The 15,927-nt window shown below is 73.3% G+C and carries 13 protein-coding genes and 1 pseudogene; 4 read left to right on the top strand and 10 right to left on the bottom strand.

Annotation, left to right across the window (positions count from 1 at the left end):
• Positions 1-65 precede the first annotated feature (65 nt).
• Positions 66-791 (top strand): MBL fold metallo-hydrolase, encoded by a 726-nt coding sequence (locus CP980_RS22405; protein ID WP_132755305.1) that lies wholly within the window; start codon positions 66-68, stop codon positions 789-791.
• Positions 792-819: 28 nt separating this feature from the next.
• Complete coding sequence (locus CP980_RS22400) at positions 820-1,629, top strand: DUF3097 domain-containing protein (protein WP_150528926.1); 810 nt, start codon at positions 820-822, stop codon at positions 1,627-1,629.
• Here CP980_RS22400 and CP980_RS22395 read toward each other — a convergent pair.
• The 4 genes from CP980_RS22395 to lepA all read right to left on the bottom strand — a co-directional run bounded on the left by CP980_RS22395 (position 1,607) and on the right by lepA (position 7,566).
• On the bottom strand, positions 1,607-2,203 hold the full coding sequence (locus CP980_RS22395) for a Uma2 family endonuclease (protein ID WP_132755301.1): 597 nt from the start codon (positions 2,201-2,203) through the stop codon (positions 1,607-1,609). The two genes, CP980_RS22400 and CP980_RS22395, sit on opposite strands and share 23 nt — an antisense overlap.
• A gap of 83 nt (positions 2,204-2,286) precedes the next feature.
• Positions 2,287-3,519, bottom strand: a complete 1,233-nt coding sequence (gene hemW, locus CP980_RS22390) for a radical SAM family heme chaperone HemW (RefSeq protein WP_132755299.1) — start codon at positions 3,517-3,519, stop codon at positions 2,287-2,289.
• A 90-nt stretch (positions 3,520-3,609) separates the two neighbouring features.
• A complete protein-coding gene (locus tag CP980_RS22385) occupies positions 3,610-5,499 on the bottom strand; it encodes an AMP-dependent synthetase/ligase (protein WP_132755297.1) in 1,890 nt (629 codons plus the stop codon).
• A gap of 201 nt (positions 5,500-5,700) precedes the next feature.
• The gene (gene lepA / locus CP980_RS22380) at positions 5,701-7,566 is read right to left on the bottom strand and encodes a translation elongation factor 4 (RefSeq protein ID WP_099892449.1); all 1,866 of its coding nucleotides are present in this window, start codon (positions 7,564-7,566) and stop codon (positions 5,701-5,703) included.
• A 211-nt stretch (positions 7,567-7,777) separates the two neighbouring features.
• Here lepA and rpsT point away from each other — a divergent pair, with 211 nt between their 5' ends.
• Entirely contained in the window at positions 7,778-8,044 is a 267-nt protein-coding gene (gene rpsT, locus CP980_RS22375) for a 30S ribosomal protein S20 (RefSeq protein ID WP_099892447.1), read from the top strand.
• Positions 8,045-8,272: 228 nt separating this feature from the next.
• Here the strand turns inward: rpsT and holA are convergent, their stop codons facing one another.
• Positions 8,273-9,265 (bottom strand): DNA polymerase III subunit delta, encoded by a 993-nt coding sequence (holA, locus tag CP980_RS22370; protein WP_180291122.1) that lies wholly within the window; start codon positions 9,263-9,265, stop codon positions 8,273-8,275.
• 76 nt (positions 9,266-9,341) lie between these two features.
• Here holA and CP980_RS22365 point away from each other — a divergent pair, with 76 nt between their 5' ends.
• Complete coding sequence (locus CP980_RS22365) at positions 9,342-9,584, top strand: hypothetical protein (RefSeq protein WP_132755295.1); 243 nt, start codon at positions 9,342-9,344, stop codon at positions 9,582-9,584.
• 20 nt (positions 9,585-9,604) lie between these two features.
• Here the strand turns inward: CP980_RS22365 and CP980_RS22360 are convergent, their stop codons facing one another.
• From CP980_RS22360 to CP980_RS22340, 5 genes and pseudogenes are all read right to left on the bottom strand, one after another.
• Positions 9,605-10,486 carry a YceI family protein gene (locus tag CP980_RS22360; RefSeq protein WP_132755293.1) on the bottom strand — a complete coding sequence of 294 codons (882 nt, stop codon included), beginning with the start codon at positions 10,484-10,486 and terminating at the stop codon, positions 9,605-9,607.
• Between the two features lie 136 nt (positions 10,487-10,622).
• Positions 10,623-12,995 (bottom strand): annotated as a pseudogene (locus tag CP980_RS22355) (ComEC/Rec2 family competence protein); the annotation flags it as partial.
• Positions 12,992-13,969: a ComEA family DNA-binding protein gene (locus CP980_RS22350; RefSeq protein ID WP_150528925.1), complete on the bottom strand. Its 978-nt coding sequence runs from the start codon at positions 13,967-13,969 to the stop codon at positions 12,992-12,994. The gene CP980_RS22350 and the pseudogene CP980_RS22355, both read right to left, overlap by 4 nt.
• Before the next feature lie 98 nt (positions 13,970-14,067).
• Entirely contained in the window at positions 14,068-14,913 is an 846-nt protein-coding gene (locus CP980_RS22345) for a DegV family protein (protein ID WP_150528924.1), read from the bottom strand.
• 96 nt (positions 14,914-15,009) lie between these two features.
• On the bottom strand, positions 15,010-15,753 hold the full coding sequence (locus CP980_RS22340; protein ID WP_132755287.1) for a hypothetical protein: 744 nt from the start codon (positions 15,751-15,753) through the stop codon (positions 15,010-15,012).
• Between the last annotated feature and the right edge of the window lie 174 nt (positions 15,754-15,927).

The raw sequence follows: 15,927 nt of genomic DNA, 5'->3' as shown, positions 1-15,927 counted from the left end.
CCGGCCAGTGTACGGCCGGGTAGTCAGCCCCTGGCAAGGGCGGCCCGCCAGGGTAGCGTCGCGGTATGGACGTGCGTTGGGAAGAGGCGGGCTGGGAGCGGCTGACCGGACGGACCGGACGGCGACGACTCCCGGTGTGGGACTGCACCGTGGGACTGGTGGTGGGGGACGAATCGGTGCTCCTGATCGATCCGGGTTCGTGCCTGCGGGAAGGCGCGCAGCTGCGGGCGGAGGCGGAGCGGCTGACGGGCCGGCGCGTGACGCATATCGCATTCACGCACGGCCATTTCGATCACGTACTGGGCGGGGCCGCGTTCGCGGGCGCCGAGGTGTACGGGGCGGTCGGGCTGGACGCGGAGCTGTCGACGGGCCGGGAGGAACTGCGCGTCAGTGCGGTCACGCAGGGGCTGGCGGAGGCCGAGGCGGCCGAGGCGGTGGACCTGCTGGTGGTCCCGAAGCACTCCGTGTCGGGCGAATGGACGCTGGAGCTGGGCGGGGTACAGGTGCTGCTGGCCAACGTAGGGCCCGGGCACACCCGGTACGACCTGGCGGTGTTCGTGCCGGGCGAGCGCGAGGCGGTGTTCTGCGGGGACCTCGTCGAGGAGTCGGGGGAGCCGCAGGCGGGCAGTGACGCGGTGCCGGCGCAGTGGCCGGCGGCGCTGGACCGGTTGCTGTCGCTGGGCGGGGACGACGCGCTGTACGTGCCGGGTCACGGAGCGGTGGTCCCGGCGGCGTTCGTGCGTGAGCAACGCGACACACTGGCACGGCGGTTCGGCGTGTCGGCCGTGTGAGGGCGCACGCTCTCCTACGCTCGGCCGGATGCGCGAGTACTCCCCCGATCTGACCCCGCAGTGGAAGCGCCCCAAGCCGGTGCCGGAGGTGCCGGCGGACCCCGACCTGGTGGTCGAGGTGGCGGGCACGGACTTCTGCGGCGCGGTGGTGGCCTGCGAGGCGGGCACGGTGACCCTGGAGGACCGCTTCGGCAAGCGGCGGGTGTTCCCGCTGGAGCCGCGGGGGTTCCTGCTGGAGGGCGCCGTGGTGACCCTGACCCGCCCCTCACGGGCGCCCGCGGCGCCCTTGCGCACGGCGTCGGGCTCGGTGGCGGTCCCGGGGGCGCGCGCCCGCGTGGCGCGGGCCGGGCGGATCTACGTGGAGGGCCGGCACGACGCGGAGCTCGTGGAGCGGGTCTGGGGCGACGACCTGCGGATCGAGGGCGTGGTGGTGGAGTACCTGGAGGGCATCGACGACCTGGCGGCCGTCGTCGCCGACTTCGCCCCGGGCCCGGACGCCCGCCTGGGCGTCCTGGTGGACCACCTGGTCCCGGGCTCGAAGGAGTCCCGTATCGCGGCGTCGGTGACCTCGTCGGACGTCCTGGTCGTCGGCCACCCGTACGTGGACGTCTGGCAGGCGGTGAAGCCGTCCGCGCTGGGCATCTCCGCGTGGCCGGTGGTCCCGCCGGGCCAGGACTGGAAGACGGGCGTCTGCAGGGCGCTGGGCTGGCCGGAGAACACGGGGGCCGCCTGGCAGCACATCCTGTCCCGCGTGAGGTCCTACAAGGACCTGGAGCCGGTCCTGCTGGGCCGCGTGGAGGAGTTGATCGACTTCGTCACGGGTGGCGGTGAGGCCTGACGCCCTTGAAGGTGCCGAAGTCGCTCGTGTTCAGTTCGATGCCGAGCAGCTCCAGCGGCAGCGGCTCGCCGAATTTCGAGATCCGCTGGGAACGGTAGTCTGCGTCGTCTCCCGTACCGGCAGGGATGGTCAGCAGGACGCATTGGGCAACGATGGGATCGATGATCAGGTAAGCAGACACCCGACCCGCGGCATAGATCGAACGCTTGACCACATAATCCCTGTCGACGCTGGTCTTGGAAACGACCTCCACCACCAGCGTGATCAGCTGCGACGGAAGGAGTCGGCCCGACTCAGGCTGCGCCTCGCGATCCAGAACCACCAAGTCGGGCACGGGCTCGCTCGCCTCGTCGACGATGTCGACGTCCTGGGTCTGAAGCCGTGCCCACCGCTTGCGCGGGATCTGGTCCTGCACGTCCTCCACGATCAGGTTGTGCACCAGATCGGGACCGGCCATCATCACGATTTCCCCCCGGAGGAGCTCGACCTTGACTCCGTCGGGAGGCTGGAACCCCTCGAAGAACTTGGCCATCCCACGCTCGTCCACAGCGGTCATCTCCGTGGTCCTCCACATCCGCCGCGTACTGTCGACGGCAGCCTAGGAAAAGAGTAGGCAGGCGCTGGCCGGTTCGGCGGGGATTCACTCCGGCGAGTGACTCAGTCCACCAGGTCCCGGACCACCGCGTCGGCCAGCAGCCGGCCGCGCAGGGTCAGGACGGCGCGGCCCGCCTCGTACGGAGCCGCCTCCAGGAGGCCGTCGGCGAGGGCGCGGCGGGAGGCCGCGAGGCCGGCCGGGGCCAGCAGGGACAGCGGGACGCCGTCCACCAGGCGCAGCTCCAGCAGGATCCGCTCCACCCGGCGGTCCTCCTCGGACAGCAGCTCGCGGCCCGCGCCCGGGGAGCGGCCCTCCGCGAGGGCGGCGGCGTAGGCGCCGGGGTGCTTCACGTTCCACCAGCGGACCCCGCCCACGTGCGAGTGGGCTCCGGGGCCCGCGCCCCACCAGTCGGCCCCGCGCCAGTACAGCTCGTTGTGCAGGCAGCGGCCCGCCTGCGAGGTGGCCCAGTTCGAGACCTCGTACCAGGAGTACCCGGCCGCGGCCATCACCTCGTCGGCGATCAGGTACCGGTCGGCGTGCACGTCGTCGTCGGTCATCGGGACCTCGCCGCGGCGGATCCGCCGGGCCAGCTGCGTGCCCTCCTCCACGATCAGCGCGTACGCGCTGATGTGGTCCGGACCGGCGCCGAGCGCGGCGGCCAGGGAGGCCCGCCAGTCCTCGTCGGTCTCGCCGGGCGTGCCGTAGATCAGGTCCAGGTTGACGTGCTCGAAGCCCGCCGCCCGCGCCTCCGCGACGCAGGCCTCCGGCCGGCCGGGGGTGTGCGTGCGGTCGAGGACCTTCAGGACGTGCTGCCTGGCGCTCTGCATGCCGAAGGAGACCCGGTTGAAGCCCCCGGCCCGCAGCTCCGCCAGGTACTGCGGGTCCACCGACTCCGGATTGGCCTCCGTGGTGACCTCGGCGTCCTCGGCCAGCCCGAACTCGTCCCGGATCGCCGCGAGCATCCGTACGAGGTCCGCGGCGGGCAGCAGCGTCGGCGTACCGCCGCCCACGAACACGGTCCGTACGGCGCGCGGGTCGTCTCCGAGCACCTTGCGGGCGAGGCGGACCTCGTCGATCAGGGTGTCGGCGTAGTTCTCACGGGAGGCGAGCACGCCGCCGGTGCCGCGCAGCTCGGTCGCGGTGTACGTGTTGAAGTCGCAGTACCCGCACCGCGTGGCGCAGTACGGGACGTGCAGGTAGAACCCGAGCGGCCGGTCCCCGCCGCCCGCCAGGGCGTGCGACGGCAGCGAGCCGTCTTCGGGCATGGGTTCACCGTCGGGCAGTGCGGAAGGCATGCCCCCATTGTCCCGCACCCCGGCCGGGGGCCCGGCCGCGCGCCGCCGCCCGCGGGCCCCTCGTACCGTCCGCTGCCGGCCGCCGCCGCTCTACGCCTCGCGCGAGCCCTCGTACATCTCGTCGATCAGGTGCTTGAACTCACGCTCGACGGCCGGCCGCTTCAGCTTGAGGCTGGGCGTGAGGTCGCCGTGCTCCACGTCGAGGTCGCGGGGCAGGATCCGGAACTTCTTGATCGTCTGCCAGCGCTGGAGGCCCTCGTTCAGCGTCTGGATGTACGTCTCGACCAGCCGGTTCGTCTCCGCCGCGGCCAGGACCTGGGCGTACGTCTTGCCCTCCAGCCCGTTCTCGGCGGCCCAGACCATGATCGAGGGCTCGTCGAGTGCGACCAGGGCGGCGCAGAAGTTCCGGTCGGCGCCGTGCACGACGATGCTCGACACGTACGGGCAGATCGCCTTGAAGCGGCCCTCGATCTCGGCCGGCGCGACGTACTTGCCGTTCGAGGTCTTGATCAGGTCCTTCTTGCGGTCCGTGATGCGCAGGTAGCCGTCGGGCGAGAGCTCGCCGATGTCGCCCGTGTGGAGCCAGCCGTCCTCCTCCAGCACCTCGGCGGTCTTCTCGGGCTGGAGGTGGTAGCCCTGCATGATGCCGGGGCCGCGCAGCAGGATCTCGCCGTCGTCGGCGATGCGGACCTCGGTGCCGGGGAGCGGCTTGCCGACGGTGCCGGTGCGGTAGGCCTCGCCGGGGTTGACGAAGGAGGCCGCGCTGGACTCGGTGAGGCCGTAGCCCTCCAGGATGTTGATGCCGGCGCCGGCGAAGAAGTAGCCGATCTCGGGGGCCAGGGCGGAGGCGCCGGAGACGGCGGCGCGCAGCCGGCCGCCGAAGGCCTCGCGGAGCTTGGAGTAGACGAGCGCGTCGGCGATCTTGTGCTTGGTGGCGAGGCCGAAGGGGACCGCGGGGCTGCCGGTCCGCCGGAAGTTGTCCTGGCTGGTCTTGGCGTACTCGCGGGCCACGCCGACCGACCACTGGAAGATCTTGTACTTGGCGCCGCCGCCGGCCCGGGCCTTGGCGGCGACCCCGTTGTAGACCTTCTCGAAGATGCGGGGGACGGCCGCCATGTAGGTGGGCTGGACGACCGGCAGGTTCTCGATGATCTTGTCGATGCGGCCGTCGACGGCGGTCACGTGGCCGACCTCGATCTGGCCGGAGGTCAGGACCTTGCCGAAGACGTGCGCGAGGGGCAGCCACAGGTACTGGACGTCGGTGCTGGAGATCATGCCCGTGGCGACGGTGGCCTTGGCCATGTACGACCAGTTGTCGTGCGGCAGGCGTACGCCCTTGGGGCGGCCGGTGGTGCCCGAGGTGTAGATGAGCGTGGCGAGCTGGTCGGCGGTGATGGCGCCGATCCGCTCCTTGACCGCCCCCGGGTTCTTGGCGAGGTACGCCGTGCCGCGCGCCTCCAGGTCGGCGAGGGAGAGCACCCAGCCTTCCGGATCGCCGGGGGCGGGTACGGCGTCGGCGGCCTCCACGACCACCACGTGGGCGAGCTCGGGCAGGTCGGCGCGGCGTTCGCGGGCCTTGGCGAGCTGGGAGGCGTCCTCGGCGATCAGCACGCGGCTGGCGGAGTCGGAGAGGATGAACGCCGACTCCTCGGCGTTGGTGCTCGGGTAGATCGTGGTGACGGCGCCGCCGGCGCACATGACGCCGAGGTCCGAGAGGATCCACTCGACGCGGGTGTTGGAGGCGAGCGCGACCCGGTCCTCGGGCTGCAGGCCCAGCTCCAGCAGGCCGGCGGCGATGCCGAAGACCCGCTCGGCGGCCTGGCCCCAGCTCAGCGACTTCCAGTCGTCGGGGCCGCTGCCGCCGGCCGCGGGCACCGGGAACCGGTAGGCCTCGGCGTTCGGCGTGGCGGCGACACGCTCCAGGAAGAGGGCCGCCACGGTGGGCGGGCGGTTCTCGATCAAGGTCTGTGTGTCGCTCACGGACGTCCTCCGGACCACGCGGCAGGGCCTGTCATTCAGGGGCTTGTAACTGGCGAGTAACCATCGAGCAGTGATCAGACTAGGTGGCCTCCGGCCGGGGCGTAAGAGTCGGCGGGCGGCCGATTCATAACGAAACAGGCCCCCGCGCGTCGGCGTGGGGGCCTGTTCCGTACGGCGTCGCCCGGGAGAGCGGGCCGCGGACTACTTCTTCTTGCCGGCGGACTCGTCGCTGGAGAGGACGGCGATGAAGGCCTCCTGGGGCACCTCCACCGAGCCGACCATCTTCATGCGCTTCTTGCCTTCCTTCTGCTTCTCCAGCAGCTTCCGCTTACGGGAGATGTCACCGCCGTAGCACTTGGCGAGGACGTCCTTGCGGATGGCGCGGATGGTCTCGCGGGCGATGACGCGCGAGCCGACGGCCGCCTGGATCGGCACCTCGAAGGCCTGCCGCGGGATGAGCTCACGCAGCTTGGCGACGAGGCGCACGCCGTACGCGTACGCGGCGTCCTTGTGCGTGACGGCGGAGAAGGCGTCGACCTTGTCCCCGTGCAGCAGGATGTCGACCTTGACCAGGCTGCCGGACTGCTCGCCCGTGGGCTCGTAGTCGAGGGACGCGTAACCGCGCGTCTTGGACTTCAGCTGGTCGAAGAAGTCGAAGACGATCTCCGCGAGGGGCAGCGTGTAGCGGATCTCGACGCGGTCCTCGGAGAGGTAGTCCATGCCGAGCAGCGTGCCGCGGCGGGTCTGGCAGAGCTCCATGATCGCGCCGATGAACTCGGTGGGCGCGAGCACGGTGGCCCGGACGACCGGCTCGAACACGTCCGAGATCTTGCCCTCGGGGAACTCGCTCGGGTTGGTGACCTGGACTTCCTTGCCGTCCTCCAGGACGACGCGGTAGACCACGTTCGGCGCGGTGGCGATCAGGTCGAGGCCGAACTCGCGCTCCAGGCGCTCGCGGACCACGTCCAGGTGGAGCAGGCCGAGGAAGCCGACGCGGAAGCCGAAGCCGAGCGCCGCCGAGGTCTCCGGCTCGTAGACGAGCGCGGCGTCGTTGAGCTGGAGCTTGTCCAGGGCCTCGCGCAGGTCGGGGTACTCGGAGCCGTCGAGCGGGTAGAGGCCCGAGAAGACCATCGGCTTCGGGTCCTTGTAGCCGCCGAGGGCCTCGGTCGCGCCGTTGTGCAGGCTGGTGATCGTGTCACCGACCTTGGACTGACGGACGTCCTTCACGCCGGTGATGATGTAGCCCACCTCGCCGACGCCGATGCCGTCGGCCGGGGTCATCTCCGGGGAGGAGACGCCGATCTCCAGCAGCTCGTGCGTGGCGCCGGTGGACATCATCCGGATGCGCTCGCGCTTGTTGAGCTGGCCGTCGACCACACGGACGTACGTGACGACGCCGCGGTACGAGTCGTAGACCGAGTCGAAGATCATCGCGCGGGCGGGGGCGTCCTTGACGCCGACCGGGGCCGGGACGGTGGCGACGACCTTGTCGAGCAGGGCGTCGACGCCGAGACCGGTCTTCGCGGAGACCCGCAGGACGTCCTCGGGCTGGCAGCCGACCAGGTTCGCGAGCTCCTCGGCGAACTTCTCCGGCTGGGCGGCCGGCAGGTCGATCTTGTTCAGGACGGGGACGATCGCGAGGTCGTTCTCCATCGCCAGGTACAGGTTGGCGAGGGTCTGGGCCTCGATGCCCTGCGCGGCGTCCACCAGGAGGATCGTGCCCTCGCAGGCGGCGAGGGAGCGCGAGACCTCGTACGTGAAGTCGACGTGCCCGGGGGTGTCGATCATGTTGAGGATGTGCGTCTTGCCGACGTCCTCGCCGGTGGTGGGCGCCCAGGGCAGACGGACCGCCTGGGACTTGATCGTGATGCCGCGCTCACGCTCGATGTCCATGCGGTCGAGGTACTGGGCGCGCATCTGCCGCTGGTCGACGACACCGGTGAGCTGGAGCATCCGGTCGGCGAGCGTCGACTTGCCGTGGTCGATGTGCGCGATGATGCAGAAATTGCGGATCAGCGCCGGGTCGGTACGGCTCGGCTCGGGCACGTGGCTGGGGATCGCGGGCACGCAGTGTCCTGATTCTCGGGTCGCAGTCGGAAGCGTTTCCGGCTCTCGTCGGATCTGTACGCAGACTCCCATGGTCCCATGGACGGGGGGATGCGCTCGGTTTGGGCCGGTGGGAGCGTGCCTGGTAGCCTGAGCAGCTGTGTCTCGTATGCCCTCTCAGCTGTCGAGGCACAATCCGAAGATCAAACTCTGAACCTGAAAAGGCTCTTTCGTGGCGAACATCAAGTCCCAGATCAAGCGGAACAAGACGAACGAGAAGGCGCGCCTGCGCAACAAGGCCGTCAAGTCTTCGCTCAAGACCGCGATCCGCAAGGCCCGCGAGGCCGTGGCCGCGGGTGACGTCGAGAAGGCCACCGTGGCTTCTCGCGCCGCCTCGCGTGCGCTCGACAAGGCTGTCTCGAAGGGTGTCATCCACAAGAACGCCGCCGCCAACAAGAAGTCGGCGCTGGCCACCAAGGTTGCCTCCCTCCAGGGCTGAGCTCTGATGTGATCGCCGGAACGGATCCAGCGGGCCCTCTCTCCCGCTCCTGACCGGCCCCCCGCGCCGCACACGAAGCGTTCGCCACGCGGGTGCGGCGCAACAAGAAGTAACGAAGGCCCCGAGAGCCCCCCTTCCCCAGGGCGGCCCCCGGGGCCTTCGCCTTGCCCGGCGCCGGCCGGCGGCAGGCCGGCGGCGGTGCGCCGCCGGCCTGCCGCCGACCGGTCGTCAGCGGCGCTGGGGGCGGGCGGCCCGGGCCACGGCCACGACCGCCTTTTCCAGCGCGTACTCCGGATCGTCGCCGCCGCCCTTGACCCCGGCGTCGGCCGCGGCCACGGCGCGCAGGGCGTCCGCGACGCCGTCCGCCGACCAGCCCCGCATCTGCTGGCGGACCCGGTCGATCTTCCAGGGCGGCATGCCGAGGTCCCGGGCGAGGTCACCGGGGCGGGCACCGCGCGGGGCGGAGGCCAGCTTGCCGATGGCCCGCACCGCCTGCGCCAGCGCACTGGTGATCAGCACCGGCGCCACCCCCGTGGACAGCGACCAGCGCAGCGCTTCGAGGGCTTCCGCGGCCCGCCCCTCGACCGCCCGGTCGGCGACCGTGAAGCTGGAGGCCTCGGCCCGGCCCGTGTAGTACCGCCCGACCACGGATTCGTCGATCGTGCCCTCGACGTCCGCGCACAGCTGCGCGGCGGCGCTCGCCAGCTCCCGCAGATCGCTGCCGATCGCGTCGACCAGCGTCTGGCAGGCCTCGGGGGTCGCCGAGCGGCCCAGCGTGCGGAACTCGCCCCGCACGAACGCCAGCCGGTCCGCCGCCTTCGTCATCTTCGGGCAGGCGATCTCCCGGGCCCCGGCCTTGCGGGCCGCGTCCAGCAGCCCCTTGCCCTTGACCCCGCCCGCGTGGAGGAGCACGAGGGCGATCTCCTCGAACGGCGCCGCGAGGTACGCCTTGACCTCTTTGACCGTGTCGGCGGACAGGTCCTGCGCGTTGCGTACGACCAGCACCTTGCGCTCGGAGAAGAGCGAGGGACTGGTCAGCTCGGCGAGCGTGCCGGGCTGGAGCTGCTCCGGGGCGAGATCGCGCACGTCCGTATCGGCGTCGGCGGCCCGGGCGGCCGCCACCACCTCCCGAACGGCGCGGTCGAGCAGCAGGTCCTCCTGCCCCACCGCGAGGGTGAGCGGGGCGAGCGGATCGTCGGTGGAGTTCTTCCTGGTGGCCATCGCGTCCAGCATCCCACGCCGCACTGACAGCCCCCCGCACGGCGGCCTCCCGCACCGCATCCTTGAGAATGGCCGGGTGAACGTGCGACATGTACTCGTCCTGCCCGACCGCGACGCCGCCGAGGAGGTGGCCCAGGAGGCCGTGGACCGCTTCGGCCTCCCCGAGGAGCCCCAGCTGCTGCGCGACGCCCTCGCGGGCGAGGACGACGCCGAGGACGCCCAGTGGCTGGTGGTCGTCGAGGACCCGCAGGAACGGCTCGACGCCACGGCGTTGGACGGCCTCGCCGCCGAGTACGAGGGCTGGCTGGAAGCCCCGTAGCCTCCGGAACTCCCTGCGACCTAGGCCTTGTGCACGATCTGGACGTCCAGCACCACTTCCACGCTCGAACCGATCGCCGCTATCCCCTGCGCCAGGACGGACTGCCAGTTCACTCCGAAGTCCTCGCGGTGCAGTTCGGCGGTCGCCCGGCAGGCCGCGCGCGGCTCCCCCTCCAACCCGGTGCCCAGGCCCAGGTACTCGGTGTCCAACGTCACCGAGCGGCTCGTCCCGTGCAGGGTCAGGGCGCCCGCGACGGCCCAGCGGCTGCCGCTGCGGTGGATGAACCGCTCGCTGTAGAACTCGACCGTCGGATGCCGGGCCGCGTCCAGGAAGTCGGCGGAGCGCAGGTGGTCGTCTCGCATCCGCATGCCGGTGTCGATGCTCGCCGCGTCGATGATCACGTGCATGGAGGAGTCCTCCATGCGGTCGGCTATCCGCACCCCGCCGGCGAAGGTGTTGAACCGGCCGCGGATCTTGGCGAAGCCGATGTGCTGGGCGGTGAAGGCGATCGACGAATGCGCGGGGTCGAGCTCCCAGTGGCCGGGCGCCGGCAGCAGCGGGGGTTCCACGGCGTCGAGGACGATCTCCCCGGTGGCGGGCTGCCCCGGGTCCCCCACCAGCGTCGCCCCGTGGAACGGGGCGTAGCCCTCGGCGGTGACGGAGAGCCGGTACTCGCCCTCCGGTACGGCCGCGGTGAACCCGCCGTACGGGTCGGTCTCGCCGCTGACGACGCGCCGGCCGATCGGGTCGGTCACCTCGAACTTCGCCTGTCTGACCGGCTGGTGGACGGTGTCGAGGACCCGACAGCTGAGCAGCCGCGCCGTATGAGGCAGCGTCAGTGTCGCGGATGTGTGCTGACCGGCACTCCCGGCCGTCTCCATCCCCCTTCGGCGACCGAACATGGTTGATGCACCCCCGTGCTGTGTGGACTTGTACCGCTCTGGCGAAGACGCATTCGATCATGCTGTCGGGTTGCGGGCAAACGGAAAGGCGGTGTCCGGTATGCCCGTGTCGGCGCCGCCGCCGCCGGGAGGGGAACGCCCGCATCCCCGGGCCGCTCCCGGCCACCGCGATCGAACCGTCGGTATCGGTGCGCAGCACCGTCGCGCCCCCGGCCCGCAGCCGCGCGAGCGTCCCCGGCGCGGGGTGTCCGTACCGGTTGCCCTCGCCGACCGGGACGAGCGCGAGCCGGGGCCGGATCCGGTCCTGGAGGCCGGGGTCCTGGTGGGCGGAACCGTGGTGGGCGACCTTGAGGACGTCGACGGGGCCCAGCTCGGGATGGGCCCTCAAAAGGGCCTCCTGCGCGGGCGGTTCGAGATCGCCGAGCAGCATCAGGGTCAGGCCCGCGCCGCGGACCAGCAGGGCGACGCTGGCGTCGTTGGGCCCCTCCGGCCGCGGCCCGTCGGGCGAGGGCCACAGCACCTGCCAGTCCAGCGGCCCGGCCCGGCGCCGCTCACCCGCGGAGGCCGCCGTGACCGGTACGTGCGCCGCCGCAGCGGCCCTCCGGACGAACGCGGCCTGCCCGGCGGGCTCTTCCAGCGTGGTGGTCTGAATCACACCCACGGCCCGGCCCCGCAGCACCCCGGACAGGCCGCCGACGTGGTCGGCGTGAAAGTGCGTCAGCAGGAGCAGCGGGACCCGGCTCACCCCCAGGGCGCGCAGGCAGGCGTCCACCGGGCCCGGCTCCGGACCGGCGTCCACCACCACGGCCGTACCCGGTCCGACGGCGAGTACGCCGGCGTCGCCCTGGCCCACCGCGCACTGCACGTAGCTCCAGTCGGGCGGCGGCCAGCGGGTGAGCGTACGGGTCAGCTGCGGCGGCCGCAGCACGGCCAGGAGCAGCAGCACGGCCAGGGCGGAGCACACCCACGGACGATGCCGGACGCGCACGCCGAGCCCCACGACGGCCAGGGTGGCGACGGCCAGCAGCGCTCCCCCGGCGAGCCCGCCCGGCCAGGCCAGCTCCGCGCCCGGCAGCCGCGCCCCGGCCCGGGCCACGCCGGCGATCCACCCCGCGGGCACCCCCGCGCACCGGGCGAGCAGCTCGGCGGCGGGCATGCACAGCGGGGCCGCCGCGAGCGCCGCGAAACCGAGCACGGTCGCCGGGCCCGCCGCCAGCTCGGCCAGCAGATTGCAGGGCACCGCGACCAGGCTCACCCGGGCCGAGAGCACCGCGACCACCGGTGCGCAGACCGCCTGGGCGGCCGCCGCGGCGGCCAGCGCCTCGGCGAGCCTGGGCCGCATCCCACGCCGCCGCAGGGCCTCGCTCCAGCGCGGGCCGAGCGTAAGCAGGGAGCCGGTGGCCAGGACCGAGAGCAGGAACCCGGGACTGCGGGCGAGCCACGGATCGTGGAGCACCAGCAGCAGGACCGCGGCCCCCAGGGCGGGGATCAGGGACCTGCGCCGCCCGGTGGCGATGGCCAGCAGGGTGACCGCCCCGCAGGCCGCGGCCCGCAGCACGCTCGGCTCCGGCCGGCACACCACCACGAAGGCCAGGGTCAGGGCGGCGCCGCACAGGGCGGTCGCCCGCAGGGACAGTCCGAGGCGGGGTGCCAGCCCGCCCCGCTCGGCGCGCTGCGCGGCGGCGGGCGCGCCGATGAGCAGGAACAGCACCACCGTCAGGTTGGACCCGGACACGGCCAGCAGGTGGAGCAGGTCGGTGGCGCGGAACGCCTCGTCCAGGTCGGGCGGCACCCGCGAGGTGTCCCCGACGACCAGCCCCGGCAGCAGGGCCCGGGCGTCCGGGGCGAGCCCCCCGGTGGCCTCGCGCAGCCCGGCCCGCAGCCTCCCGGCGATCCGCTGGACGGTGTCGGGTCCGCCGGTCACCCGCGGCGGGGTGTCCCCGGCGGGGCGCAGCAGTGCCACGGCCCGCTCCCCGGACCGGCCCGGGGCCAGCCGGGCGACGACCGCGACCCGGGTGGAGGGCTGCAGCCGGGCCCACTGCGGATGCCCGGCCAGCACCCGCACGGGGGTCTCGACCCGGGTCCGCGTCCCGTCGGGCGCGGTCACCCCGGTCAGCACCGCGTCCAGGACCACCACCGGCGGCCCGCTCCCTCCGCGGGCGGCCCGCGGGTCGGAGCCGACGGTGAGCTCGGCGAGGACCCGGGCGCGCTCCCCCGCGAGCCCCGGGACCGGCCCGGCCCGCGCCTCGGCCCGCTGGAGGCCCGCCACCCCGGCCCCGGCGGCCGCACAGAGCAGGACGGCGGCCAGCGCCGGCCCGACCCGCCACAGCGATCGCGGACGCCGACAGGCGGCCACGAGCAGCAGCCCCGCGCCGAGGACCCCGAGTCCTGCCCCGGCGGCGGCCACGACCGCCGGTGCGTCGAGGGCGAGGGCGGCGGCCCCCCAGGCTGCCAGCGCCGGCACCACCAGGCGCAGGTCCACCGGCCCCGGACCCTCGGGGCCCTTCACGGCCGCACCAGCTTGCGCAGGTCGGCGAAGCGCCGCTCCCCGATGCCGTCGACCTGCCGGAGTTCCTCCACCGAGCGGAAGCCGCCCCGGGCGGTCCGGAACTCCACGATGTGCTGCGCCAGTACCGGGCCGACCCCGGGCAGGCCGTCGAGTTGCTCCACGGTGGCCGTGCCGAGACTCAACGGCCCGGCGCCACCACCGCCACCCGCGCCTCCGCCCGGGGCGGGCGACGCCGGGGCGCCCACCACGACCTGCTCGCCGTCGACCAGCACCCGGGCCCGGTTGAGCCCGCTGACGTCGGTACCGGGCCGCACTCCCCCTGCGGCGGCCAGCGCGTCCTCGACCCGCGCCCCGGCGGGCAGCCGCCGCACCCCGGGATCACGCACCTTCCCGCTGACATCCACCACGATCCGCCCACCGCCCCCTCCCGCAGCGCCGGGCGGCCCGGGGCTCGCCGCCGCAGCGGATGCCGTGGCCGGGGCGACCACCGGCGGGGCGGTCACCGGCTGCGGCCGGGCGGTCCAGTACTGCTGCGCCCCGAAGGCCACGGCGGCGGCCAGCACCACCCCCACGGCGGCCGCCGTCCGCGGCTCCACCGCACACCGGGCCTGCAACCACACCGGCAGCCGCTCCCGGACCGCGAGCCGCAGCGCGGCTCCCCCGGACAGCCGAGCCGCGCCGGACGCGGCCTCCCCGGGCGGCGGATCGGCCACGGACCGGATCCCGGGCCCCGGATCCGGCCGCGCCTGCGGCGGTGGGGACTCCGGTGGCGCCGGCGGCGCCTGCGGCGGCGGGGGCTGCGGGCCGCCGCCCAGCAGGGCTTCGGCCCGGCGCCGCACCGCCGCGGCCTCGGGGTGAGGGGAACCGGCACGCGGACGCCTCCGGCGGTGGCGCAGCCGCCCGTCGGAGAGAGGGGACCGGCCGGGACCGCTGGTGGCTCCGGAGGAGGGCGAGGTACGTGTGCGAAGAGTCATGGCACGACGGTAGGGGCGAATCCCGACCCCGGTCCGGAGTTATCAATTCCGGTGGAAATCCCGGCCGTTGTGGAAAACTCCGTCACCCGTTCCGGTGATCAGCGGGGCGAGACGACCGCCGCCAGCAGCCCCGGACCGGTGTGCGCGCCGATCACCGCGCCGACCTCGCTGACGTGCATTTCTACCAGCCCGGGGATGCGCTCGCGCAGCCGCTGCGCCAGCTTCTCCGCTCGCTCGGGCGCCGCGAGGTGGTGCACCGCCACATCGACGCTGCCCGCCCCCGCCCGCTCCACGGCCAGCTCCTCCAGGCGGGCGATGGCCTTGGAGGCCGTGCGCACCTTCTCCAGCATCTCGATCCGCCCGCCCTGCAGCGTGAGCAGCGGCTTGACGGCGAGGGCCGAGCCGAGGAGGGCCTGGGCGGCTCCGATGCGGCCGCCGCGGCGCAGGTAGTCGAGGGTGTCGACGTAGAAGTACGCGGACATGTCGGCGGCCCGCTTCTCGGCGGCGGCCACGGCCTCGTCCACGGAGCCGCCGGCTTCGGCCGCCTCGGCCGCGGCGAGGGCGCAGAATCCCAGGGCCATCGCGACCATGCCGGTGTCGACGACGCGGACGGGCACCGGGGCGGTCTTCGCCGCGACGACGGCGGCGTCGTAGGTGCCGGAGAACTCGGCGGACAGGTGCAGGCTGACGATGCCGGTCGCGCCGGCCTCCGCGGCCGCCCGGTAGGCCCGTACGAACTCCTCCGGGCTGGGCCTGGAGGTCGTGACCGAGCGGCGCTTCTGCAGGGCCAGGGCGAGGCTGCGGGCCGAGATCTCGGTGCCCTCTTCGAGCGCCTCGTCGCCGAGGACCACGGTCAGCGGGACGGAGGTGATTCCGTGCCGCGACATGGCCGGTTGGGGCAGGTAGGCCGTGGAATCGGTGACGATCGCGACATGGCAGGACATGAGCCGGAGGTTACCGCCAGTGGGGGCGCGACGGCAGCCCGGCCCTGGCCGGGGACCGGGAAAGGTTCCGCGTGGGGGCCGCTCGGCGCCCGCGGCTCAGGTCGTGGTCTCCGGCCGCGGCGCCTTCTGCCACGGGTAGCCGCTCCGCGGGGGCGTCGGGTTCAGGGCCGCCGGGGGCTCCGGGGTCCGCGCGGCAGGACCGGACGGGCCGGCAGAGGTGGCCCGCCCCGCGGGCGGCTGCTGCGCGTCCCAGGCCGCGGCCGCCGCCGCCAGGTCGTCCACCGATTCGCGGGACCAGTCCCGCAGCGCCCCCGATTCGACCTCGATCTGCGCCGACAGCGCCGACAGGTCGTCCTCGGCGAAGCGCCGGGCCCGGTCGCGGGCGGCCCACCGCAGCGAGTCCGCCGCCTCCGTGATCTTGGCGGTCCGTTCCCTCAGCTCGGGCAGCATCGCGCCGGTCCGCGCCCGGTCCGGCTCCTGCTCCAGCCGCTTCAGCTCGTCGTCCAGCTCGTAGCCGTGCGCGCTGAGCCGCTCGAACAACCCGATCGACTCCTTCAGCGAGGCGTCCGCCTGGACGCCCTGGTACAGCGCCTGCTGCGTGGCCCGCATCGAGGTGCGCAGGTCCAGCCGCAGCTGCGCCAGCGACCCCGCCACGCCCACCTGGCCGAAGCTCTTGGCCCTGAGCGCCGTGTCCTCCACGGTGCGGCGGGCCTGGGTGATCGTACGGTCCACGCCGCGCTTCGCCGCCCCGACCGCCTTCACGGTGGCCCAGGCTCCCAGCCCCAGGAAGGCGAACAGCACCAACAGGGCAAAGATAATGATCAACGCGCCCGCCTCCATAAGAGGCTCCCTTCCCCTGCCGTTTCCGTCCCCTCCACCGTAAACGCCACGGGCAGGCCGGGGGTTCCAATCGAACCCCCAACCTGCCCGTACGGGACAACCCCTAGACCCTGACCAGCGAGGTCACCAGGCCCTGACCAGCGGGGTCACCCGGGCCCTGACCAGCGGGGCCGT

The organism is Streptomyces vinaceus (assembly GCF_008704935.1).
In the GTDB taxonomy this organism is placed as follows: domain Bacteria; phylum Actinomycetota; class Actinomycetes; order Streptomycetales; family Streptomycetaceae; genus Streptomyces; species Streptomyces vinaceus.
Note: the sequence above shows the minus strand (reverse complement) of the source record. Positions and strands in the feature narration are given on the sequence as shown.

Excerpts from the sequence above, each read along its gene's own strand:
- CP980_RS22395 (WP_132755301.1), bottom strand. The coding sequence starts at position 2,203 with ATGTGGAGGACCACGGAGATGACCGCTGTGGACGAGCGTGGGATGGCC.
- CP980_RS22345 (WP_150528924.1), bottom strand. The coding sequence starts at position 14,913 with ATGTCCTGCCATGTCGCGATCGTCACCGATTCCACGGCCTACCTGCCC.
- CP980_RS22400 (WP_150528926.1), top strand. The coding sequence starts at position 820 with ATGCGCGAGTACTCCCCCGATCTGACCCCGCAGTGGAAGCGCCCCAAG.
- CP980_RS22405 (WP_132755305.1), top strand. The coding sequence starts at position 66 with ATGGACGTGCGTTGGGAAGAGGCGGGCTGGGAGCGGCTGACCGGACGG.
- holA (WP_180291122.1), bottom strand. The coding sequence starts at position 9,265 with ATGGCCACCAGGAAGAACTCCACCGACGATCCGCTCGCCCCGCTCACC.
- CP980_RS22350 (WP_150528925.1), bottom strand. The coding sequence starts at position 13,969 with ATGACTCTTCGCACACGTACCTCGCCCTCCTCCGGAGCCACCAGCGGT.
- CP980_RS22360 (WP_132755293.1), bottom strand. The coding sequence starts at position 10,486 with ATGTTCGGTCGCCGAAGGGGGATGGAGACGGCCGGGAGTGCCGGTCAG.
- CP980_RS22340 (WP_132755287.1), bottom strand. The coding sequence starts at position 15,753 with ATGGAGGCGGGCGCGTTGATCATTATCTTTGCCCTGTTGGTGCTGTTC.
- hemW (WP_132755299.1), bottom strand. The coding sequence starts at position 3,519 with ATGCCTTCCGCACTGCCCGACGGTGAACCCATGCCCGAAGACGGCTCG.